The organism is Arthrobacter sp. B0427-1-12, from assembly GCF_059092905.1.
Window position 1 is genome coordinate 1 of sequence record NZ_JBNHIC010000001.1, and the last position, 20,834, is coordinate 20,834.

The 20,834-nt window shown below is 66.8% G+C and carries 21 protein-coding genes and 1 pseudogene; 13 read left to right on the forward strand and 9 right to left on the reverse strand.

What is annotated here, in order from left to right; genetic code table 11:
- Positions 1-211: 211 nt before the first annotated feature.
- Together AC5RWU_RS00005 and AC5RWU_RS00010 are read right to left on the reverse strand one after the other, a co-directional pair.
- On the reverse strand, positions 212-1,819 hold the full coding sequence (locus AC5RWU_RS00005; RefSeq protein WP_494030813.1) for a flavin-containing monooxygenase: 1,608 nt from the start codon (positions 1,817-1,819) through the stop codon (positions 212-214).
- Complete coding sequence (locus tag AC5RWU_RS00010) at positions 1,819-2,772, reverse strand: alpha/beta hydrolase (RefSeq protein ID WP_494030814.1); 954 nt, start codon at positions 2,770-2,772, stop codon at positions 1,819-1,821. The genes AC5RWU_RS00005 and AC5RWU_RS00010 overlap by 1 nt, the downstream gene beginning before the upstream one ends.
- A 166-nt stretch (positions 2,773-2,938) precedes the next feature.
- Here AC5RWU_RS00010 and AC5RWU_RS00015 point away from each other — a divergent pair, with 166 nt between their 5' ends.
- Complete coding sequence (locus AC5RWU_RS00015; RefSeq protein ID WP_494030815.1) at positions 2,939-3,628, forward strand: GntR family transcriptional regulator; 690 nt, start codon at positions 2,939-2,941, stop codon at positions 3,626-3,628.
- 39 nt (positions 3,629-3,667) lie between these two features.
- On the opposite strand, the gene AC5RWU_RS00020 is transcribed toward AC5RWU_RS00015, so the two are convergent.
- A complete protein-coding gene (locus tag AC5RWU_RS00020; protein WP_494030816.1) occupies positions 3,668-4,810 on the reverse strand; it encodes an acyl-CoA dehydrogenase family protein in 1,143 nt (380 codons plus the stop codon).
- A 398-nt stretch (positions 4,811-5,208) separates the two neighbouring features.
- Positions 5,209-6,114 (reverse strand): LysR family transcriptional regulator, encoded by a 906-nt coding sequence (locus AC5RWU_RS00025; RefSeq protein WP_494036859.1) that lies wholly within the window; start codon positions 6,112-6,114, stop codon positions 5,209-5,211.
- A 194-nt stretch (positions 6,115-6,308) separates the two neighbouring features.
- Here AC5RWU_RS00025 and AC5RWU_RS00030 point away from each other — a divergent pair, with 194 nt between their 5' ends.
- The 3 genes and pseudogenes from AC5RWU_RS00030 to AC5RWU_RS00040 all read left to right on the forward strand — a co-directional run.
- Entirely contained in the window at positions 6,309-7,160 is an 852-nt protein-coding gene (locus AC5RWU_RS00030; protein WP_494036860.1) for an EamA family transporter, read from the forward strand.
- A 144-nt stretch (positions 7,161-7,304) separates the two neighbouring features.
- Complete coding sequence (locus AC5RWU_RS00035; protein WP_494030819.1) at positions 7,305-7,505, forward strand: imine reductase family protein; 201 nt, start codon at positions 7,305-7,307, stop codon at positions 7,503-7,505.
- 43 nt (positions 7,506-7,548) lie between these two features.
- Positions 7,549-7,746: pseudogene (locus AC5RWU_RS00040) on the forward strand (imine reductase family protein); the annotation flags it as partial.
- A gap of 32 nt (positions 7,747-7,778) precedes the next feature.
- Here AC5RWU_RS00040 and AC5RWU_RS00045 read toward each other — a convergent pair.
- Entirely contained in the window at positions 7,779-8,894 is a 1,116-nt protein-coding gene (locus AC5RWU_RS00045; protein ID WP_494030820.1) for an NAD(P)-dependent alcohol dehydrogenase, read from the reverse strand.
- Between the two features lie 232 nt (positions 8,895-9,126).
- Between AC5RWU_RS00045 and AC5RWU_RS00050 the strand changes: the two genes are divergently transcribed.
- The gene (locus AC5RWU_RS00050; RefSeq protein ID WP_494030821.1) at positions 9,127-9,678 is read left to right on the forward strand and encodes a hypothetical protein; all 552 of its coding nucleotides are present in this window, start codon (positions 9,127-9,129) and stop codon (positions 9,676-9,678) included.
- A complete protein-coding gene (locus tag AC5RWU_RS00055; protein ID WP_494030822.1) occupies positions 9,678-10,103 on the forward strand; it encodes a hypothetical protein in 426 nt (141 codons plus the stop codon). The genes AC5RWU_RS00050 and AC5RWU_RS00055 overlap by 1 nt, the downstream gene beginning before the upstream one ends.
- A 77-nt stretch (positions 10,104-10,180) precedes the next feature.
- Here the strand turns inward: AC5RWU_RS00055 and AC5RWU_RS00060 are convergent, their stop codons facing one another.
- From AC5RWU_RS00060 to mdlC, 3 genes are read right to left on the reverse strand one after another with little or no spacing between them, the layout of a single operon-like run.
- Complete coding sequence (locus AC5RWU_RS00060) at positions 10,181-11,638, reverse strand: aldehyde dehydrogenase family protein (RefSeq protein ID WP_494030823.1); 1,458 nt, start codon at positions 11,636-11,638, stop codon at positions 10,181-10,183.
- A 43-nt stretch (positions 11,639-11,681) separates the two neighbouring features.
- Positions 11,682-13,019: an MFS transporter gene (locus AC5RWU_RS00065; RefSeq protein ID WP_494030824.1), complete on the reverse strand. Its 1,338-nt coding sequence runs from the start codon at positions 13,017-13,019 to the stop codon at positions 11,682-11,684.
- A 22-nt stretch (positions 13,020-13,041) separates the two neighbouring features.
- Positions 13,042-14,625 (reverse strand): benzoylformate decarboxylase, encoded by a 1,584-nt coding sequence (gene mdlC, locus AC5RWU_RS00070; RefSeq protein WP_494030825.1) that lies wholly within the window; start codon positions 14,623-14,625, stop codon positions 13,042-13,044.
- A gap of 106 nt (positions 14,626-14,731) precedes the next feature.
- Between mdlC and AC5RWU_RS00075 the strand changes: the two genes are divergently transcribed.
- The 7 genes from AC5RWU_RS00075 to AC5RWU_RS00105 all read left to right on the forward strand — a co-directional run bounded on the left by AC5RWU_RS00075 (position 14,732) and on the right by AC5RWU_RS00105 (position 19,933).
- The gene (locus AC5RWU_RS00075; protein WP_494030826.1) at positions 14,732-15,661 is read left to right on the forward strand and encodes a LysR family transcriptional regulator; all 930 of its coding nucleotides are present in this window, start codon (positions 14,732-14,734) and stop codon (positions 15,659-15,661) included.
- Between the two features lie 90 nt (positions 15,662-15,751).
- Positions 15,752-15,940, forward strand: a complete 189-nt coding sequence (locus AC5RWU_RS00080; RefSeq protein WP_494030827.1) for a DUF1918 domain-containing protein — start codon at positions 15,752-15,754, stop codon at positions 15,938-15,940.
- A gap of 183 nt (positions 15,941-16,123) precedes the next feature.
- Positions 16,124-16,354 (forward strand): hypothetical protein, encoded by a 231-nt coding sequence (locus AC5RWU_RS00085; RefSeq protein WP_494030828.1) that lies wholly within the window; start codon positions 16,124-16,126, stop codon positions 16,352-16,354.
- A gap of 74 nt (positions 16,355-16,428) precedes the next feature.
- Positions 16,429-17,169: an SDR family NAD(P)-dependent oxidoreductase gene (locus AC5RWU_RS00090; RefSeq protein ID WP_494030829.1), complete on the forward strand. Its 741-nt coding sequence runs from the start codon at positions 16,429-16,431 to the stop codon at positions 17,167-17,169.
- A 123-nt stretch (positions 17,170-17,292) separates the two neighbouring features.
- Positions 17,293-17,490, forward strand: coding sequence for a ferredoxin (locus tag AC5RWU_RS00095; protein WP_494030830.1), 198 nt, complete (start codon positions 17,293-17,295; stop codon positions 17,488-17,490).
- Positions 17,487-18,722 (forward strand): NAD(P)/FAD-dependent oxidoreductase, encoded by a 1,236-nt coding sequence (locus AC5RWU_RS00100; RefSeq protein ID WP_494030831.1) that lies wholly within the window; start codon positions 17,487-17,489, stop codon positions 18,720-18,722. The genes AC5RWU_RS00095 and AC5RWU_RS00100 overlap by 4 nt, the downstream gene beginning before the upstream one ends.
- Positions 18,719-19,933 carry a cytochrome P450 gene (locus AC5RWU_RS00105; RefSeq protein WP_494030832.1) on the forward strand — a complete coding sequence of 405 codons (1,215 nt, stop codon included), beginning with the start codon at positions 18,719-18,721 and terminating at the stop codon, positions 19,931-19,933. The genes AC5RWU_RS00100 and AC5RWU_RS00105 overlap by 4 nt, the downstream gene beginning before the upstream one ends.
- A 3-nt stretch (positions 19,934-19,936) precedes the next feature.
- Here AC5RWU_RS00105 and AC5RWU_RS00110 read toward each other — a convergent pair whose 3' ends face one another.
- Positions 19,937-20,629: an NUDIX hydrolase gene (locus tag AC5RWU_RS00110; protein ID WP_494030833.1), complete on the reverse strand. Its 693-nt coding sequence runs from the start codon at positions 20,627-20,629 to the stop codon at positions 19,937-19,939.
- Between the last annotated feature and the right edge of the window lie 205 nt (positions 20,630-20,834).

Here is a 20,834-nt window from a genome sequence, read left to right on the forward strand (position 1 = left end):
TCCATGATGTCCCCCCTCAAGGAATCTTGATGTTTCAATCATGGCGCCGGCAAACAACCGCCCAAAGCCCCGCGTGGGGTGGACCCCCACCCCCAAAATTCAGGGTGCCACGAGGGGAACGTGCCCTGCCCGGAACCAAGCTGAGACGGCGGCACCCGGGTTCCGCACGAAGGGAACCCGGGTGCCGCCGTCGTAAGCAGGAGGGTAGGCGTCAGGCGAGGACGAACCCCTCGTAGGACCTGGCGGCAACCTCGTCGCACTTGGCCCGGTAGGCGCCCACGCCGCCGACGTACGGCATGAAGACCCGTGGCTTGCCGGGCACATTGGCGCCCAGGTACCAGGAGTTTGCCTCCAGGAAGAGCGTCGTGGCGGCCACGTCATTGACGTGCGCCACCCAGGCGTCCTCGGCCTCGGGCAGCGGCTCCGAATACGCCAGCCCGTTCTCCTGCAGGTAGGCGATGTGGTCCGCGATCCAGTCCACATGCTGTTCGATGGACGTGACCATGTTGCTCAGCACCGATGGGCTGCCGGGGCCGGTGACGGTGAACAGGTTCGGGAACCCCGCCACGGACAGGCCCAGGTACGTGCGCGGGCCGGCCTCCCATTTGTCCCGCAGGCGGACGCCGTCCCGGCCGCGGATGTCGATGCCCAGGAGCGCCCCTGTCATGGCATCGAAACCGGTGGCGAAGACGATGGCGTCCAGATCGAACTCCTGGTCCGCGGTGCGCAGCCCGGCCGGTGAGATGGCCTCAATGGGGGACTTGCGCACGTCGACCAGCGAGACATTCTCCCGGTTGTAGGTGGCGTAGTAGTCCGTGTCTACGCAGATGCGCTTGGAGCCAACGGGGTGGTCGTACGGCTTGAGCAGCCGCGCAGTCTCGGGGTCCGTGACGATCTGATCGATCTTCGTGCGGATGTACTCGGCCACCGTGTCGTTCGCGTCCTTGCTGATGGCCAGGTCGGAGAAGCACTGCCCCAGCCGGAACCCGCCAAGCGTCCAGTGCTCGTCGAACACCCGCTGCCGGTCCTCCGGTGCGGCCTCGAGCGCTGAATCGGACCCGGGCGGGAACGGCAGACCGGTGGGGGTGTGTTTGGCGTCTTCGCGGATCTTCCGATAGTTGGCCTTGACGCTGCGCCACAGCTCCTGGTCGAGCGGTGCGTTGTTGGCCGGGACACTGAAGTTCGGCGTGCGTTGGAAGACCGTCAGGTGCTCCGCCTGTGCCGCGATGACCGGGATGGACTGGATCCCGGAGGACCCGGTGCCCACCACGCCTACGCGCTTGCCAGTGAAGTCGACGCCGTCGTGTGGCCAGGCACCGGTGTGGTAGACCTCGCCGGTGTAGGAATCGAGGCCTTCGAAATCAGGAATCCGGCTGGCGGACAGGCAGCCGGTGGCCATGATGCAGAACCGCGCCGTCGTCTCTTCCGTACCCCGCGGCCCGCTGGACGACACCCGCCAGAGCCGGGTGGCGCCGTCGTACGCCGCCGCCGTCACGGTGGTCTCCAGCTCTATGTCGCGGCGCAGGTCGTAGCGGTCCGCCACATGGTTGAGGTAACGCAGCAGTTCCGGCTGCGCCGGGTAGCGCTCGGTCCATTCCCAGTCCTGCTCCAGCTCCGGATCGAAGGAGTAGGAGTAGTATGGGCTCTCCACATCGCAGCGCGCGCCCGGGTAGCGGTTCCAGTACCAGGTGCCGCCCACGCCGTCGCCCTTCTCCATGACGACGGCGGCCAGGCCTTGGTTGCGCAGCTTATGCAGCATGTACAGGCCGGCGAAACCGGCTCCGACGATGACGGCGTCTACGTGGCGTGGGGTGCTCATCAGGCCTCCACGGACGCGCTGGTCAGGTCCTGCACCCGGCGTGCCACCAGGTCCATGACCTGGGCGCTGGCCGGCAGCACATTGACCATGGAGAAGAAGCCGTGCATCTGCCCCGGCCAGCGGTGGAATTCGACGTCGACGCCGGCTTCCTCCAGCCGCTTCGCGTAGGCCTCGCCCTCATCCCGCAGGACGTCATGTGCCGCGGTCACCACCAGCGCCGGCGGAAGACCTTCGAGGCTTTCGGCCCGCAGCGGCGAGGCATGCGGATGGGCACGGTCCGCCGGCGTCGGCGCGTAGTGGTCCCAGAACCAGATCATGAATTCCTTGGTCAGCAGGGTCTGGTTCTCCGGCTCGTCATAGGAGACACGGGTGAAGTCCGCGTCCGTGACCGGATAAATCAGCAGCTGGCCGGCCAGCTCGGGGCCGCCTTCGTCCCGGGCGCGCAGGGCCATGACGGCAGAGAGGTTGCCGCCGGCGCTGTCGCCGCCGACGAACAGCGGCACACGGGCGCCGGCGATGTCTTCAAGATGCTCGCCGGCCCACTGCAGCGCAGTCCAGGAATCCTCGACGGCGGCCGGGAATCGCTTTTCCGGAGCCTTGCGGTAATTGACCAGGACGACGGCGTTACCCGTCTTCTCGGCCAGCTGGCGCCCGAGCGTGTCATAGCCGTCGATGTCGCCGACCACCCAGCCGCCGCCGTGGATGTAGAGGAAGACTCCGGTGGGGTTCGCGGTGGGAACATGGACGCGGATGGCGAACTCTTCGCCGTCGTACCCGGTCAGGGAATGGTCTTCGGTGCGGTGCATCGCGGGGCCTTCGCCGAACATAGCGTTCATCGCGGCGGAGGTGGCACGGGCTTGTGCCGGTTCCATTTCCCACATCGGGACGGCGTCCGGGCCGGCTGCCTCGGCAGCTGCGGCCAGGAAATTCATCGTAGCTTCATCAAGTGCCATATCAATCTCTCTTCGTTGAGTGGATTGCCGGATCCCGCACTGAAGTGATGCGGGTCACATCACTATAGAATGCATTCATTTGCTTGGGAAGGGGTTCAGGATTTTCGGCCCATCTTGCGGATAATGTGGACTGGACGGTACGACAGGGACGGGGAGGAGCGGCCGGATGGAGTTCGAACTGCCGCTCTCGCGGAAGGATACGGTGGTCCGGCAGCTGCGCGGCGAGATCCTTTCCGGCCGGCTGGAACCCGGTGCCGCGATTAAGGACGCGGAGCTGGCAGCGCGGCTGGGTGTCAGCGTCACACCGGTGCGGGAGGCCATCACCCAGCTGATCAGCGAGGGCTTCATCGAGTCGCTGCCCAACAAGCGCCGCCGCGTCAGCGCGCTGACGCAGAAACAGGCGATCGACCTGATGGACGTCCTCGGCGCTGTGCTGGTAGCCGGGCTGGAGCGGGTCCGGGGCAATACGTCCGCGGAATGGCTGGCGGATTTTGAGCGCCTTACCGAGGCCTTCGAGGCCGCGCTGACAGCGGAGGACCCGGACGCGCCCGCCGCGGCGTTCGCGCGGATCGTTGACCTGATCTTCGACGCCGCCGGCAACGACGAGCTGCGCGCCGTGATGGACCAGGTCATGCTCCGCTCCATGGGACGGATCCAGATTTACCCTTCCGAGCACCTGAGGCCGCTGTGGAGCCGGGCCCTGCGTGAAACCGCACGGTTGCTCGGGGCAGGCGACCATGCCGCCGCGGTGGAGTGGCTGCGCAGGTTCTTCGCGGAGCTGGTCGCTGCGATGCACCGGGACCGCGCCGAGGATGCCGTGGTCGGCCCGCGCGGCACGGCCCGGGCGGCGGACTGAGAACGACGGCGGCACCCGGGCGGGTGCCGTGGTGCCGCTTCAGCGCGCAAGCTGCCGCGAGATGACCAGGCGCTGGATCTGGTTGGTGCCTTCGAAGATCTGCATGACCTTCGCTTCGCGCATGTAGCGTTCGGCCGGGAAATCTGTGGTGTAGCCAGCGCCGCCGAGAACCTGCACCGCATTGGTGGTGACCCTCATGGCATTGTCGGTCGCCACCAGCTTGGCGATCGCTGCCTCATGGCGGTGCGGGCGTCCGGCGTCCTTCAGCCGTGCCGCGGATAGGTAGGTGGCCCGCGCCGATTCAACATCGGCGGCCATATCGGCCAGCAGGAACGCCAGTCCCTCATGGTCGATGAGCCGCTTGCCGAACGACTCACGCTCCTTCGCGTAGGAGACGGCGAGGTCGAGGGCGGACTGCGCCAGACCGGTCGCGACCGCCGCGATGCCCAGCCGGCCCGAATCGAGCGCGGCGAAGGCGATGGCCAGGCCCTGCCCCTCATTCCCGATCCGCCGCTCGGCGGCGACGAAGACGCCGTCGAAATTCATCGTGGCCGTGGTCGATCCGGTCAGGCCCATCTTGCGTTCTGGCGGCGAGGCGCTCAGCCCGTCGGCGTCGGCGGGTACCAGGAAGCAGGAGATGCCGTGTCCGCCCTCGTCGGAGGTGCGGGCGAACACGGTATAGAAATCGGCATTCCCGCCGTGCGTCGTCCAGGCCTTCGCGCCCCTGATAACGTAACCGTCGCCCTTGCGCACCGCGCGGGTCCGCATGGCGGAAGGGTCGGATCCTGCGTGCGACTCGGAGAGGCAGTAGGCCCCCAGCGTTTCGCCGGAGAGCAGGTCGGCAAACCACGACTTGCGCTGCAGATCGGTGCCGAACGCCGCGAGCGGGAAGCAGGACAGCGCGTGCACGCTCACACCGACGCCGACGCTGGCCCACGCAGAACCCAGCTCCTCCAGCACCTGCAGGGATACCTCGGCCGGTTGTCCGCCGCCGCCGTATTCCTCCGCGTACGGCAGGCTCAGCAGCCCGGCGCGGCCCAGGGTGCGGAAGACCTCGCGGGGGAATGCTTCGGCGCGTTCCACCGTGGCGGCCAGCGGTGCCAGCTCCTTGGCGGCAATCTCGCGCGTGAGGTCGATCAGGTCCTGTGCCTCCTCGGAGGGCAGCAGTCGGGAGACGCTCATCGAGTTCCCTCCCTTCAGCAGCCGCAGCCGGTTTCGCACCGCCGTTCCATGGAACGTTTATTGCCTGCGTCACCCAACTACAGCACGGCCCCCGGAAGCTGACAAGGATGGCGGGGCAGCTAAAGTCCGGCGCCGCATGACGGTATCGTCCAGGGCGATGATGCCGAAGCTTTCCCAGTACGATTCAGGCTCACCAAGCAGCGTGTCCAGCTGGCCCGGATCGATGCGCTCAAGCCGATGCGCCTGGTGGAGCGCCGCAGCAGTCTCGACATACAGCAGCGTCGCCGACGGAGTCGTAGTGGCGTCCCAGAGGCGCCGGCATTCGGCGGGTATCGGTTCCAGGATGAGCAGTGGGACAAACGCCGAGGTGTCCAGTAGCTGATCATCCGCGTTGCTGGTTACGCCCGCTGGTGTGTCAGGCGGGCGAGGACGAGCTGCAGGGTCGGCCAGTTGGCCTGTCCTCTGCGTGTTTGTGCGTATGCGCGTAAGCGGACGTCGGGCTGGGTGAGGGGAACAATGGTGACGCCGGGTTGCGTGGTGCGGTCCGAGGGCAGCAGGCCGACACCCATGCCCGCGAGGATGAGGTCTTCTACGAGGTCGAGACTGTCTGCCTCATGCCGGAGGTTGGGTTCGAATCCGGAGAGGGAGCCGATGAGACGCAGCACTTCCTCATCGGCCTGGTTCCGGGAGTTTCCGATCCAGTCACGGTCGCGGAAAGCGGCAAATACTTCGGGGGCGGTTCCCCGCGCTTGGTCCGCGTCGCTTGTCGGGACGCCCAGGCCCCACGCGGTGGACCAGAGCGGCAGGACGTCAAAGGCGGGATCACTGGGGGCCGGGGCGAGATTGTAGTCGTAGGTCAACGCGAGATCGACTCGGTCGGCCCGCAGCAGCGCGAGAGCTTCAGCCGGTTCGTGTTCGTGCACCACGATTTTCATGGCCGGACGTGTCGTAGCCGTCTCGGTAACGATGGGCATCAGGTTCCTGCGGATCGCGGTGGCAAACCCCGAGACACGGAGGGTGCCCCTGGGCTCGCCGCCGGGATCCAGATCCGCGTGGGCGGCGTCGACCGCGGCGAGGATGGTGAGCGCGTGGTCGGCCAGGCGCCTGCCGGCGGGGGTGAGACGCACACCCCTGCCCTCGGCTTCGAGCAGTGCCGTGCCGGTCTCACGGGCCAAGGCCGCGATTTGCTGAGAGACGGTCGAGGTGGTGGTTCCCATCAGATCTGCAACAGCACGCATCGATCCGGACCGGGACAATTCGAGCAGGATCCGCAGCCGTCGTATGTCCATGCTCCAATTGTCCATAAATGCTAAACGATATGTCGATCATCATCACGTGGACGCGAACATTCAGGTATGGGTCTACTTGTTCCATGATCAGTGCTCCTCGATTCTCCGGCGCCGGCGCCGGGTCCATCATGGCGGTCGCGGCGATGAGCTGCGTTCAGCTCGGCCTTGCCCTATCGGTCGGTCTCCTCGACCAGTTAGGAGCGGGAGGAGTGACCTGGTTGCGTTTGGCGTGGGCCAGCGTCATCCTGGTGGTCCTCCTGCGTCCGTGGAGGATGCGGTTCAGTCCGTCCCTGCTGCGGACCTGCGCTCTTCTTGGCGTGGTGACCGCCGGGATGACCATCCTGTTCATGGCCGCGGCTGAACGCCTGCCCCTTGGAACAGCGGTCGCTCTCGAGTTCCTCGGGCCGCTCGGGGTCGCCATCGTCCAGGGGCATGGGAAAGGCAGGCTCTGGGCGGTGGTTGCAGGGGCCGGTGTGCTCGCCCTGACGGAGCCATGGCGGGGTCAGACGGACCCGGGAGGAGTCTTGCTCGCCCTCGGAGCCGCAGCCTGCTGGGCCGGCTACATCCTGTTTACCCAGCGCGCAGGAGACGAAGCCACCGGGGTGCGGGCTCTGGCGGTGTCGATGCCGGTTGCCGCACTCGTCGCCACAATCACCGTTGGACCTTCCGCCTTCGGCCGGATTGACGGTCAGCTGCTGCTCATCGGCTTCGGACTGGCGCTGCTGCTGCCGGTGATACCGTTCAGCCTGGAAATGCTCGCCCTGAAGCGCGTGAAGGCAAGTGCATTCGGGACACTGATGTGTCTGGAGCCGGCAATCGCCCTGATTGTCGGTCTCGTCTTCCTTCAACAGGTTCCTCACCTGAGCGCGCTGATCGGGATCGCATTGGTGATCACCGCCGGAATCGGAGCCACCCTGTCCGGAGGACGCACCCCCCGTACCCGGCGAATCCGGCGCCCTGCCACCAGGCCGCGAGCCAGACGCAGGCGAGGCAGCCGGGGTGGCTGCGGAGGCGGCGGCCTGAGCGCGGGCCGAGGCACGAGGTGCTCGACGCGATCCTGACCGCGGCCGGCGCGGCGCTGGAGGGCCGGACCGTCATTGGCCGGACCAGCGACACACCGGACCGTGCCCGCCGCACCGCCTGTCTTGTCATGGACCATGGCGGCCGCTATCTGGACGGAGCAATCATGCCGCTGATCCATACCATTGGTACGCCCTCGGCCTCGATGCTGTTCGCCGGTCCGGGCCGCGGCTTTCGACGTTGCCCTGTTGGATCTGTTCTGGACTACGGTTTCGGGCTATCTCCATGCCCTGGCGCTGGCCGAGGCGGAGGGAATCGGCGCCGAAGAGTTCCTCCCACATGCACATGGCATCCGGAGATCCTGCCCAATATTTTCGATGATCTGACACAGCGCGTTGCGGAGGGCCGGCACGGCGAGCCGACCTCGAGACGATCGCCTCGATCCGGTCGTCCCTGACCCATCTGGTCTCGGCTTCCAGTGCCCGCGGGCTGGATGCCGCCGCACCGCAGGGAACTTTGCAGTACGTGGCCGCCGCCGACGACCGCGGCCACGGGCACGACGAGGTCGGCCGGATCACCGACACCCTAAAGCTCCGGAACAACGTCGGCGCCCGAGGTTCCGTGTGAAGCGAACCCAGGCGCCGGCGTCGTAATTGTGTCTACTGCGCCAGCTTGAGTACGGGCTTGATGGTCTTGCCGGACTTGCTGTCCGCGATGGCCTGGTCGATTTCGTCGAAGGCGTAGGTCTGCACCAATTTATCGAAGGGGAAGCGTCCCTGCTTGTAGAGGGAGACGAGCCCGGGGATCAGCTGCGCGGAGGTGGAGGAGCCACCGAGGGTGCCGACGATGCGCTTGCCCCACAGGGTGCGCAGGTGATCGACGGAAAAGCGGGCGTCGGCCGGGGCGCCGCCAATCAGGATGAGGGTCCCGAGCATGCCGATGGCCTCGGCGGCCTCTTCCAGAACGCGCATGGAGCCGGTGCATTCGAGCACGTAGTCGGCGGGGCCGCCGCAGACGCGCTGGATTTCATCCAGGGCATTGACCTGTCCGGAGTTGATGGTGTGGGTGGCGCCGAATTCGCGGGCCAGTTCCAGCCGGGAATCGTGCAGGTCGATGGCGATGATGGTGGCAGCGGGGGTGTTCCGCGCGGCCATGACGGCAGCCAGTCCGACGGCGCCGGCGCCGTAGACCACCAGGGACTCGCCGGGTTCTGGCTTGGCGGTGTTGAAGACCGCGCCGGCGCCGGTGGTGATGCCGCAGGCCAGCGGGCCGACCAGTTCCAGGGGAACGTCCTTGTCCACCTTCACCAGGGCAGAGGCCATGGTCAGCGAATAGTCGGCGAAGGAGGACTGCCCGAAGAAGTGGCCGGAAAGGGCGGTGCCGTCCGCACGGGTGTAGGCGGAGGTGCCGGCCTTGGGACCCTTGAACCGTTGGCCGCCGACCAGGGCCTCGCCCAGCCGGAGGCAGTAGCGGGGTTCGCCGCGCTGGCAGTTGCGGCATTCGCCGCAGAACGGCCAGCCGATGATCACGTGGTCGCCGACCTCAACGCTGGTCACGCCGTCGCCGATGGCCTCGACCACACCGGAACCCTCATGGCCGAGAACCCCGGGCAGCGGCAGCGGCATGTCCCCGGCCTGGGTGTTCATATCCGTGTGGCAGACGCCCGACGCAACGATCTTCACGAGGACTTCGCCGGGGCCGGGCGCATCCAGCTCCAACTCCTCCGGGACAAAAGGGGCGTTCTTTTCCTCTACTACCAGGGCGTTGATTTTCATGCTGTGCTCCTTGCAGGTTTGCTGGTCCGCCGGATACTGCCCAGCCTAGCCCCGGCGCAGCCTTCGGCAATCGGCAGCCCCGGACACCGGTGCTAGCGTCGGCGGTGGATCGGTTGCGCACGCCTGCACACCAGGCGAAATCGTCCGTTGAAGACTTCAAGTCTCAGCGATTAGCGGTCTATTGGTCGGTTCTGCGCTGCGCGCGGGCAGGGCCTGCACACAGGAGCCAGTCATGAGCGATGCCACCCAAGTTCCCTCCACTGTCGGCGGGACGTACGTCGACCCGTCAGCGGAGAACATTCTGAAGCCGGGGACCAAGATCCGGGATCTGTACCCGCTCAACATGAGCCAGCGGTATGTGCTGCAGCGGCTCTCAGACAAGGCCTGGTGGGTCCAGTCCTTCAACTACGACACGGTGTTCTACGTCGGCGGCGAGGGAGTCCTGGTCATGGATACCCTCGAGGGCGTCTACGACAACATCACCGCGGCGATCGCGTCCGTCACGGACAAACCGGTCACCGCCGTCGTCTATCCCCAACTACCATGCCGACCACATCGGCGACATCGGCAAGTACGTCGAGGCCGCCCAGGCGCAGGGGATTTCCCTGCGGATTATCGGCAGCGCCAAGACCCAGCAGTCCATGGAGCTGAGCACCAGTTCCTTCCCGCCGCCCACGGAAGTGCTGGCCTGGCCCCGGGACAGCTTCGACTTCGAGGGCTGACGGTCGAACTGCACGGTTTCGAATGGGCCGTCCACACCGACGACCACGCAGCTGGCTGCTGATGCAGGAGTGCATCATCCATTCGCCTGACCAGATCAATCCGGACCAGCCGCCGTTCTGGAAGTTCGCCGGCAATGAGAGGTTCCACTTCCACGAGTCCAACCTCAAGGAGATTTACGACCTGGAGTGGGATTATCTCTCCGGCAGCCACGGCAACATCGGCTACCGCGAGGACATCGACTTCGAACTGGCCTACGTCGCGGACCTGAAGGCGGCCGTGGGCCAGGCCATTGCGGACAACCCGTTCAGCAACTTTGTGGACCCGTCGGCGAACTCCCATACCGGTTTCCTCGCCAACTGGAACCTGGCCGTGGCCAAGGCGGCCGTGGACGCGATGCGTCCCAAGTACGGCCAGCTCTACGGCTACGAAGCAGGTGCGTTGCCCAACGCCGAAATGGTGGTCTGGGCCGTCTTCGAGTACCGCTGATCGTTGAACGACGCCGGCGCCCGAGGTCCCGTTCACAGCGAACCTCAGGCGCCGGCGTCGTAATCAAAGGGAACCGTTTAGAAGGGGTACGGGGCGATTTCCGGGCGGACGGTGAGCCACTGGGTTTCGGTGAAGGATTCGATGTTGGCCTGGTGCCCGCCGATGCGGGAGCCGTTGCCGGAGTTCTTCACGCCGCCGAAGGGGGAGTTGGCTTCGTCGGAGATGGTCTGCTCGTTGATGTGGATTTTGCCGGAGTCGATCCGGTCGGCGATCTTCATGGCGGTTCCGACGTCGCCGAGGATGGAGACGGAGAGGCCGTATTCGTTGTCGTTGGCCAGTTCGACGGCCTCGTCGACGGTGGAGAATTTCATGACCGGGGCGACGGGGCCGAAGATCTCCTCGGTCCAGGCGATGTTGTCCTTGGCCAGGTCGGCCAGGACGGTGGGCTGGTAGAAGCGGCCGTCGGTGGTGCCGCCGGCGGCCAGGCGGGCACCGGCCAGGACGGCGTCCTGGACGATTCCGTCGACGCGCTTGAGCTGCTTCTCGTCGATGATCGGGCCCAGGGCCACTGTGCCGGTCTTCGGGTCGCCGACGGGCAGGTTCTTCGCTTTTTCGGCCAGGGCGGCGATGTAGTCCTCGTAGATGTCTTCGTGGACGAGGTGGCGGCCGGTGGTCATGCAGACCTGGCCCTGGTGCATGAAGGAGCCGAATGCCGCGGCGGAGGCGGCCGCGGCCAGGTCCGCGCCGGGCAGGACGATCATGGCGTTGTTGCCGCCCAGTTCCAGATGCGCGCGCTTGAGGTTCCGGGCGGCGGATTCGCCGATCTTTCGGCCGGCGGCGGTGGAGCCGGTGAAGGCGATGACCCGGACTTCGGGGGCTTCGACGACGGCGGCGCCGATGTCCGCCCCGCCGGGCAGCAGGGCCAGCAGGCCGGCGGTCAGGCCGGCTTCCTCGAAGATGCGGGCCAAGGCTACGCCGCCGCAGACGGCAGTGCGGGGGTCCGGCTTGAGGAGGACGGCGTTGCCCAGGGCCAGGGCCGGGGCGACGGCGCGGATGGAGAGGATGAGCGGGAAGTTGAACGGGGCGATCACACTGACGACGCCGGCGGGGCGGCGGCGGGCGAAGGACCAGCGGTCCTCGTTGGAGGTCAGCACATCGCCGGCCGGCAGGGCGGGCAGGGCGGCGGCGTCGTAGCATTCGTTGGCGGCGATGTGGGTTTCCAGTCCGGCCTTCGGTCCGATGGCGCCGGATTCGCGGACGATCCAGTCCTGGATCTCCGCTGCGTGTTCTTCCCACAGCGCCCCGGCGCGGCGCAGCACCGCGGCGCGCTCCTCCGGCTTCTTCGCGGCCCATTCCTTCTGGGCGGCAGCCGCGGCGGCCGCGGCTTCACGGACGTCCTCGACGGAGGCGAGGCCGTAGCGGCCCAGGGTGTCCCCGGTGGCCGGTTCGACGGCGTCTGCGGCACCGGCGCCGCCGGACCGCCAGCCGTTGAGATAGATCTTCTCGCTCCACAGAGCGGGGTCAAGCAGAGTCATTTTTCAGTCCCTTACTTCTTGGGGAGTGGTGGTGGGTTGCTGGCTAGACGCGGACCGAGTCTGCCGCAGCCGTCGTCAGCTGTTGCTGTGCGGGCTGTTTGAAGGCGATCAGGCTTATGGCAATGGCGCCGATGACGCCCGGGACCGCCACGGCCATGAAGTTCTGTTCGAACGGCAGGGCCAGGGACAGGAGGGTGCCGCCAAGGATGGGGCCGGCCATGGCGCCGATCCGGCCCACGCCGGCGGCCCAGCCGACGCCGGTGGAGCGCATGGTGGACGGGTAGTACTCCACCGCCAAGGCGTGGACGATGGCCAGGGTTCCGATGGTCGTGGCGCCGGCAACCATGAGCAGCAGGTTGAGGACCAGCGGGGCGGGGTTGGACGCCAGGGAGACCAGGGAGAGGGCGGCCAGGACAAAGTACAACTGCAGTGCGCGCTTGAGTGTCCAGCGGTCAGCCAGCCAGCCGCCGGCCATGGCGCCGATGAGGCCGCCGACGTTGAGAATCACGAGGTTGAACAGGCCCGATCCCAGCGGGTAGCCCGCGGTCGTCATCAGGGTGGGCAGCCAGGTGTTGAGCCCGTAGCTGAGCAGCATGGTCATGGCGAAGACAACCCAGATGAGGATGGTGTTCCTGAAATTGCCCTCGGCGAAGAGCTTGGCCACTGGGGCCTTGGCTTCCGCCTCCTGGACGACGGCCGTGACGGTCCGCGGATCGCACTGCGGGTCGACCTTGGCCAGGACCTTCTCCAGTTCGGCCCGCCGGTTCTTCAGGGCCAGGAATTCGGGGGATTCCGGCAGGATCTGCCAGAGCACGGGGACGAAGAGGATGGGCAGGATGGAGAGGATGAAAACGCTCTGCCAACCGAAGTTCGGGATCAGGTAAATGGCCAGTGCGGCGGCGAGGATCCCGCCGACGGAGTAGACGCTGCCGACGAAGGACACGGCGAAGGCCCGGGATTTCCGGGGCGCGTACTCGCCCACCAGGGAGAGCAGGTTGGCCACCATCGCACCGAGCGAAACGCCAACCAGGAAACGGAAGATGCCCAGGGAGACGACGCCGGTGGACAGGGCGCAGCCCAGGGATGCCAGTGAGGACACAGTCAGGCTGGCGAGCATGAGGGGCCGGCGGCCGTATTTGTCGGCCAGCGGAGCGATACCCATCCCGCCCACGAGCATGCCGAGCAGCGCTGCCGCCCCCAGCAGGCCGGCGGCGACCGGGCTCATGTCCCACAGACCCATCAGGTGGGCCACCACGGAACCGTAGGAAATCATGTCGTAGCCATCGATGATCATCAGCAGCGAGCACAGTCCGATGACCAGCATATGGAATTTGCTGAATTTGGCGTCGTCAACAACCTTGTTGACCGGTATGGCAGTCATGCGTAAACCTTTCGGATCAGCCCTACGGCTGGGTCAGTGCGGTATCGACTTCGATCAGGGTGGGACGGCCGGCTTCCAGCGCGGACTTGAAGGCGACGGTGAATTCCTCCGGCTCGTCCACGTGGACAGCCTCGACGCCGTAGCCCTTGGCGAGGTGCACGAAGTCGATCTGCGGAACATCCAGGCCCGGGACTTCGCCGGCGTCCAGGATCTGCGAGAACCAGCGAAGGGCGCCGTAGGTGCCGTTCCTGAGGATGATGAAGATGGCCGGGATGTTGTACTGGGCCGCGCTCCACAGGGCGGTGATCCCGTAGTTTGCCGAGCCGTCCCCGATCAGGCCGATGACCTGTCGCTGGTCATGGGCCATCTGCGCTCCGACCGTGGCCGGCAGCCCGAAGCCCAGGCCGCCGGAGGCAGGGAAGTAGTAGCTGCCCGGATGCTTGAGGTCCATCTGGTTCCAGAAGGCGCCGGTGGTCGACGTGGATTCCACCACGTAGACGGCATCCTCGGGGGCATGGAGGCGGAGCAGTTCAAAGACCTTCTCCGGATGCAGCGGCCCGCTGGTTTCGGGTGCGGGCTGGAACGCCCGCGCCGGCCGCGGCGGCAGTTCCCGGGACGCGACGGCGGAGGCCAGCTGCGCCAGCGCGTCGGCCACTCCGGCGACAATCGCCTGGCCGACCGGCGCGCGGGTGGCTTCGCCGACGTCGTCCGTAATCTGGATCAGCTCGGTGCCTTGCGCCAGGTAGTCTCCCGGCACAAACTGGTGGTAGCGGAACACCGGCGCTCCGACCACCAGCACCAGGTCATGGCCCGCCAGCAGGCAGGAGATATCCGCGATGGCCGCGGGCAACACGCCCTTGAACTGGCGATGCCGGTTGGGGAACGGCAGCCGGGAGAGGGACGGGGCGGCCCAGACCTCGCAGCCGAGCTTCTCCGCCAGTTCCACGGCAAGGCCGTTGGCGCCTTCGGCGTCGACTTTGGCGCCCAGAATCAGCGCCGGATTGGAGGCGTCGTTGATCCTTTCGGCCAGATCCGACAGCTGATCCGCGCTCAGGCTGCCCGCGGTTGAAACCGAACGCCCGGCCAGGAAGGCCGTATTGCTGTGCGCCTCCTGGTCCCAGTCATCGTAGGGAATGGAGAGGTAGACCGGCCCGCCGCCGCCGGTCTGCGTCTCCAGTACGGCCTGGCTTACTGCCCGGGGAACATCTTCTGCGCAGGCTGGTTCGCAGGACCACTTGACCAGGGGCTTGGGCAGCTGGGCGGCATCCACATTAGCCAGCATCGACTCCAGGCCGATGGTGGACCGCACCTGCTGGCCCGCCGTGATCACGAGCGGGCTGTGTGAGTAGACAGCGTTCGTCAGCGAGCCCATGGCGTTGCCGGAGCCGGAGGCGGCGTGCAGGTTCACGAACGCCGGCCTGCCCGTGACCTGGGCGTAGCCGTCCGCCATGGAGACCACCGCCCCTTCGTGGAGCCCCAGTACGTACCGGAAGTCCTCCGGAAAATCGCGCAGGAAGGGCAGTTCATTGGAGCCGGGGTTGCCGAAGATGGTGGTCATCCCATGCTGACGCATCAGGGAATGCGTCACCTCGCGGATGGTGGGCATAGGGCCTCCTTGGGGAATCTGTTGCTTGACTCACAGCGTAGGGAGGATCACAAACTAGATCAAATCAATACTTTGAAAGAGGAATATCGAATGTTTCAATATAGGCATGCGTGATGTCGACCTGAACCTGCTGCGGACCTTCGTGCTGCTATTCGAGACCGGCAGCGTCTCCCATACGGCCCAGCTGCAGTCCCTCACACAGCCCACCGTCAGCTACAGCCTGAAGAAGCTGCGTTCCCAGTTCAAGGATCAGCTCTTTGTGCGCTCGACCACCGGGCTGGTGCCCACAAGCAAGGCCCGGCAGCTGTTTCCGCCGATCCAGAACGCACTGGCGGCCATTGACGACGCCGTTGGCCAGGCGGAAAGCTTCGACCCGGCGACGGCCACGGACAGCTTTGCGCTGTGCCTCTCCGATCTCGGGGAAACTGCGTTCCTGCCCCGGCTGCACGCGGCCATGGAATCCGCCGCGCCGGGTGCCTCTCTGAAGGTGCTGCCGCTGGATGTCGCAACAGCCGAGAATCAGCTCATCAAGGGCGAGGCTGATGCTGTCATCTGCAACCCGCTCCTTAGTCCGGAGCGCGTGGCCCGAAGGAAGCTGTTTGACGAGGACTATGTGGTGCTGGCCTCGGCGCACCACCCCCGAGTCAAGACCACGCTGTCGCTCAAGCAGTTCACTTCAGAGCGGCATATCGCCATCTCCGGTGAAACCGGCCATACCGCCCCGGACCAGGCACTCGCGCAGCTGAATGTCCACCGCCGTGTCTCCTTGAGGCTCTCGCGCTTCAGCGCCGTGGCCCATATTGTCCAGGCCGCTGACAGTATCGCGGTGGTTCCCCGGCATATCGCCGAGTCCTATGTTCAGACGGCCGCTGTCAAGTACTTTGATTTGCCCTTCGAGGTGCCGTCCGTGGAAATATCCCTCTACTCCAAACCGGAGGCGAATCTGTCCGCTCCGCAGAAGTGGTTCATTAGCCTGCTTGAATCGACGCTGACTGCGAAGGGGCGAACGGAAGCAACGAACGACGCCGGCGCCTGAGGATCGTTGAGCCCGCGACCGGGTAGACGTACGGTTTGTTCCCTTGGAGGGTCGAGGTCCGTAGGCTTGGGGCAGAGGAGGTGATTAGCCATGAATGCAGCGCAAGGCGATCGCATTGTTATCCACGGCAGGACGGTCGGATCGGCGGACCGGCACGGTGAGATCCTCGAGGTCCGGGGCGAGAACGGGGCACCGCCGTATTTTGTCCGTTTCGATGACGGCCATGAGTCCGTCGTCTTCCCCGGCGGCGACTTCGTCGTGGAGAAGACCGGTTCTTGATCCGGTTCTGCTCGTGAACGGCGGCGCCCGGTTTCCACGGTAGGAAACCGGGCGCCGCTCCGCATTGCACAGTTCTAGCCGTAGTCCCTTAGCGTGCAGATGTGAGGCGTTCGGGGTTGTGATGTGCTGCCGATGTTGGCAGGGTGGTAAGCATGCTGACAATCCCGTGAAGGGGGAACCACCATGCAGATCGACAAGCAGCAGATTCTGGACTTTCTCAGGTCCAGGGGAGACAACGGCAAGGCCTCCGAGGCAGAGCAGCAGTTGCCGGACCAGGTGGACACCGAACGCGATTCCGGACTGCTCTCCAACCTCGGGATCGACGTCGACGCGCTGCTCAGCAAGCTGCCCGGCGGACTGGGCGACAAGCTGGGCGGTGCCCTGAAGGACAAGCTGGGCGGCTTCGGCCTCTGACCGGGAATCCTTGGGCTGGTCTTATGCCGGAATCGGGCCCGCGCCAGGCCACCACGAAGAACGGAGAACAATTCATGTCACGTTTCGAAGGTAAGACCGCACTCATCACCGGCGCCGCCAGCGGTATCGGCCGGGAAACAGCCCTGCGCCTCGGCCGCGAAGGAGGTGCCGTCGTCGTAGCTGACATCCAGCAGGAGGCGGGGGACGCTGTCGCGCGGGAGATCACTGAGGCCGGCGGCAGCGCCGTCTTCCAGAAGCTCGACGTCGCCAGCGAGGAATCCTGGGCCGAGGCCGTAGCCGCCACCGTGCGGGAATTCGGCGGACTGAACATCCTGGTCAACAACGCCGGCATCGGCGACAACCAAGCCATCGAGGAGACTTCCAAGGAAACGTACGACCACGTCATCGCCATCACTCAGACCAGCGTTTTCCTGGGCCACAAGGCGGCCAGCGCGGAACTGAAGAAGTCCGGCAACGGATCCGTGGTCAACGTGAGTTCGATGTTCGGCATCGTGGGCGGGTTCGGCACCTCGCCGGCGTACCACGCGGCCAAGGGCGCGGTCCGGCTGCTGACCAAGAGCACCGCGCTGGGCTGGGCCAAGGAAGGCGTGCGGGTGAACTCGGTCCATCCCGGATTCGTGGAGACGCCCATCCTCGGCGAGACCGACCGTGAAATGCTCGCCAGCACCACCCCCATGGGCCGGCTGGCGAAGCCGGAGGAGCTGGCCGCGGTCATCGCCTTCCTGGCCAGCGACGAGGCCTCCTTTGTGACCGGTGCCGAGTTCGTCGTGGACGGCGGCTACACCGCCGCCTGACAGCAGTCTTCCAGCATTACGACGGCGGCCCCCAGTTTTAGGGGGCCGCCTACCTTTGCGTGGGTCTTCTGCCGGTGCCCTGACGGGTGGACCATGGATGGACAGCGCGAGAGGAGACCGGCCATGCGGGTCGAAGTCAATGTGCACAAGTGCGTGGCCTCGGGGCAGTGCGTCCTGGCCGCGCCCGAGGTGTTCGACCAGCGGGACAACGACGGCAAGGTCCAGTTGCTGGAGGAGGAGCCCGGACCCGAACTTCAGGACGGTGTCCGGATGGCCGCCCTGATCTGCCCGGCCGCTGCCATCCGGCTGGAGCAGCAGTGACCCTGCGCCGGGTCGTCATCGTCGGTGCCTCGGCGGCAGGTTTGGCCGCGGCGGAGGCACTGCGTGGCTTCGGCTTTGAAGGCATCATTACGCTGGTCGGCGACGAGCCGCATGCTCCCTATGACCGTCCCCCGCTGACCAAGCAGGTCCTGCGCGGGGAATGGGAACCGGAGCGCACCGCGCTGCGGGAACCCGGCGACCTGGCTGCGCTGGGCCTGGACCAGCGGCGGGCGACCGCCGCCACCGGGCTGGATCTGGCGGACCGGGCCGTCCGCCTGTCGACGGGGGAGCGGCTTGACTTCGACGCTCTGGTGATCGCGACAGGTGTCCGTCCGCGGCAGCTGCCCGGGACCGTGCCCGGGGCCGCGGACATCGACGGCGGCGTGGCCGGCTTACACACCCTCCGCACCCTCGGCGATGCGCTGCGGCTGAGGTCCCGCCTGGGACCGGGCCGCCGGCTGGTCATCATCGGCGGCGGCTTCCTGGGCGCCGAAGCGGCAGCCGCCGCCCGGACCGCGGGAGCGCAGGTGACCCTCGTGACGCCGGCGCCGGAGCTGCTGTCAAGGGCTCTCGGGGAACTCGTCGGCTCCGTGCTCTCCGAGGTCCACCGCGACCACGGCGTGGACCTGCGGCCGGCCACGGCCGCCGTCGGAATTGTCACCGAGGACGGCCGGGCCGCCGGCGTACGGTTGGGGGACGGCAGCGTCCTGCCGGCCGACGACGTGCTCGTGGCCATCGGCTCGCTCCCGAATACCGAGTGGCTGGCCGGCAGCGGCCTGCGGGTGGACGACGGTCTGGCCTGTGACCGGTACTGCGCCGCGGCGGCGGGCGTGTACGCGGCGGGGGACGTGGCCCGCTGGGACCACCCGCGGTTCGGCACAATGCGGATCGAGCACCGCACCAACGCCGCGGAGCAGGGCGTGGCCGCGGCGCGCAACCTGCTGGGCCAGGCGGTGCCGTTTGCCCCCGTGCCCTACTTTTGGTCGGACCAGTATGACCTGGAGATCCAGGCCTATGGCCACCTGTCCGGCCACGAGGAGGCCGCCGTCGTCGACGGCAGTCCGTCAGCGGGCCGCTTCCTCGCCGCCTACCGCACCGGCGGACGGCTCAGCGGCGTGGTCGCCGTGGGCATGCCGCCGAAGGCACTTCTCCCGTGGCGCGCCGAGATGGCCGCCGGCACCCGGTGGGGTGCCGCCGTCGAACCCGAACTGCAGAAGGGACTGACGCTATGACTCCCGAGAATCTCCCCGGCCTGCCGCTCACCCGGCCAGTCTCGTCCCCCTTGGCTCCGCCGCCCGAGTACGCCGGCCTGCGGGCCGAGCAGCCCATCAGCCGCATCTCCATCTGGGACGGCGGACTTACGCCCTGGCTGGTCACCCGCTATGAGGATGCCCGTACCATCCTCGCCAGCCCGGCCTTCAGCAGCGACCCCACACCGCGGCCCGGCATGCCGCCCTTCCCGAGCTTCCGGGAGGGCCAATTCGAGCCCGAGCCGGGGTTTTTCATAGCGCAGGACCCGCCGGTGCACGATTTCATGCGCCAGCTGCTGACCCGTGAATTCATGATCAAGCGGATCAACGCCCTGCGCCCCGGCATCGAGGCCCTGACCGCCGAGCTGCTCGACGGGATGGAGCAGCAGGGTGCGCCGCTGGATTTGGTGGAGCACTTTTCGCTGCCGCTACCGTCCCTGGTGATCTGCAACCTGCTCGGCGTGCCGTACGAGGACCATGACTTCTTCCAGCGGCGGACGAAGATCCTGGTCGACACCCGATCGGATCCCGACCTGCTGGAGATGACGGCGGACGAGCTGCGGGAGTTCCTGGAGAAGCTCGTGGACCGCAAGCGGACCGAGCCCGGCGACGACGTGCTGAGCAGGCTGGGTGCGTACGCCAACGATGGCACGATCACCGCCCGGGACGCCGTCAATCTGGGGATTTTCCTCCTGATCGCCGGCCACGAGACCACCGCGAACATGACGGCGCTCAGCACCATCGCCCTGCTCCGGAACCCGGACCAGGTGCCCCGGCTGCAGGCCGGTCCGGCGGAGGCGGCCAATGCCGTGGAGGAGCTGCTGCGCTACCTCACCATCGTGCACCTGGGCCTGCGCCGTTACGCCACCGAGGACTTTGCGGTTGGCGGCGTGACGATCCGAGCCGGCGAGGGCGTGATCATCGCCCTGGGCGCAGCCAATTACGACGGCGGCACTTTCCCGGGTGCCGAACAACTGGATCTGGCGCGTCCCAACGCCCGCCAGCACGTGGCCCTCGGCTACGGCATCCACCAGTGCCTGGGCCAGCCGCTGGCCCGGGCGGAGCTGCAGATCGCGCTGCCTGCGCTGTTTGAGCGCTTCCCCAAGCTGAGGCTCGCCGTCCCGTTCGAGGAGATTCCGTTCAAGAAGGCCGCGCTGGTCTACGGGGTGGACAAGCTGCCGGCGGAGTGGTGAAGCTCAGAACTTCCGCTCGTACACCCAGGGCAGCGAGTGCATGTCCAGGCGGTGCCGGTCGCCGGGTTTTCCGGCGGGGACATAAAGCTCGTCGCCGGCCCAGGCGATGACCTTGCCCTCGCCTTCGGACGTCAGGATGCGGCTTGTATAGGATTCCGGTTCACGCGTCCGGGCCGCGCCGAGCGCCTCTTCAACGGTGGCAAAGTCCAGCAGGCTGTGCAGCGTCACCCAGGTCGGCGGCACCAGGTGCATCGTTCCTGCTTTGTGGCGGCGCAGAATGTCTCGGGGGGAGAGCCACTGGAATCCGATAAGCTCGCCTTCGTTGAGGACCACCTCCGCCTGCGGGGCGGGAGCCAGGAAGAACCAGGTCCGGAACCGGCGCGGAGCCTCGGCCGGCGGTTCCCACGCAGCGCTGGGCACCAGATCCGCGGGAGCCAACTGCAGGCCGGTCTCCTCCCGCACTTCCCGTACGGCTGCCCGCCGTGCAGCCTCCATTTCGGCCTGCAGCCCCAGCCCGGAGAAACCTCTGCTGTCCTCAGGGTCGACCTTCCCGCCCGGGAATACCCACGCGCCGGCAAAGGAACTGCTGCGGGAGGGCCGCTCCACCATCAGAACCTCGGGGCCTTCGGGGGAGGCGCGCAGCACGACGGCGGTCGCGGCCGCCTCCAGGTCCGTCACATCGGCAGCATCCGTCATTTCCCTACTCCTCCCTCAAAGGACTGTTGGATTGGACCCTACACATACCATGCCAATGTCCGCCGAACGCCTTGTTCGGCAGCATGCTGGCGGCGCAGAGGACTGGACTGAGGATGACAGAGGGGGCGCCATGTCCGGACGTTTCACTGACCGCCCTGCGTGGAGGGCTGACGGCGCCGGCACCTGGGATTCCGTGGTCAGGAAC

What these genes read in the sequence shown, in the direction of transcription:
- AC5RWU_RS00005 (WP_494030813.1), bottom strand. Translation starts at nt 1,819, where the DNA reads ATGAGCACCCCACGCCACGTAGACGCCGTCATCGTCGGAGCCGGTTTC.
- AC5RWU_RS00010 (WP_494030814.1), bottom strand. Translation starts at nt 2,772, where the DNA reads ATGGCACTTGATGAAGCTACGATGAATTTCCTGGCCGCAGCTGCCGAG.
- AC5RWU_RS00015 (WP_494030815.1), top strand. Translation starts at nt 2,939, where the DNA reads ATGGAGTTCGAACTGCCGCTCTCGCGGAAGGATACGGTGGTCCGGCAG.
- AC5RWU_RS00020 (WP_494030816.1), bottom strand. Translation starts at nt 4,810, where the DNA reads ATGAGCGTCTCCCGACTGCTGCCCTCCGAGGAGGCACAGGACCTGATC.
- AC5RWU_RS00025 (WP_494036859.1), bottom strand. Translation starts at nt 6,114, where the DNA reads ATGGACAATTGGAGCATGGACATACGACGGCTGCGGATCCTGCTCGAA.
- AC5RWU_RS00045 (WP_494030820.1), bottom strand. Translation starts at nt 8,894, where the DNA reads ATGAAAATCAACGCCCTGGTAGTAGAGGAAAAGAACGCCCCTTTTGTC.
- AC5RWU_RS00050 (WP_494030821.1), top strand. Translation starts at nt 9,127, where the DNA reads ATGAGCGATGCCACCCAAGTTCCCTCCACTGTCGGCGGGACGTACGTC.
- AC5RWU_RS00055 (WP_494030822.1), top strand. Translation starts at nt 9,678, where the DNA reads ATGCAGGAGTGCATCATCCATTCGCCTGACCAGATCAATCCGGACCAG.
- AC5RWU_RS00060 (WP_494030823.1), bottom strand. Translation starts at nt 11,638, where the DNA reads ATGACTCTGCTTGACCCCGCTCTGTGGAGCGAGAAGATCTATCTCAAC.
- AC5RWU_RS00065 (WP_494030824.1), bottom strand. Translation starts at nt 13,019, where the DNA reads ATGACTGCCATACCGGTCAACAAGGTTGTTGACGACGCCAAATTCAGC.
- mdlC (WP_494030825.1), bottom strand. Translation starts at nt 14,625, where the DNA reads ATGCCCACCATCCGCGAGGTGACGCATTCCCTGATGCGTCAGCATGGG.
- AC5RWU_RS00075 (WP_494030826.1), top strand. Translation starts at nt 14,732, where the DNA reads ATGCGTGATGTCGACCTGAACCTGCTGCGGACCTTCGTGCTGCTATTC.
- AC5RWU_RS00080 (WP_494030827.1), top strand. Translation starts at nt 15,752, where the DNA reads ATGAATGCAGCGCAAGGCGATCGCATTGTTATCCACGGCAGGACGGTC.
- AC5RWU_RS00085 (WP_494030828.1), top strand. Translation starts at nt 16,124, where the DNA reads ATGCAGATCGACAAGCAGCAGATTCTGGACTTTCTCAGGTCCAGGGGA.
- AC5RWU_RS00090 (WP_494030829.1), top strand. Translation starts at nt 16,429, where the DNA reads ATGTCACGTTTCGAAGGTAAGACCGCACTCATCACCGGCGCCGCCAGC.
- AC5RWU_RS00095 (WP_494030830.1), top strand. Translation starts at nt 17,293, where the DNA reads ATGCGGGTCGAAGTCAATGTGCACAAGTGCGTGGCCTCGGGGCAGTGC.
- AC5RWU_RS00105 (WP_494030832.1), top strand. Translation starts at nt 18,719, where the DNA reads ATGACTCCCGAGAATCTCCCCGGCCTGCCGCTCACCCGGCCAGTCTCG.
- AC5RWU_RS00110 (WP_494030833.1), bottom strand. Translation starts at nt 20,629, where the DNA reads ATGACGGATGCTGCCGATGTGACGGACCTGGAGGCGGCCGCGACCGCC.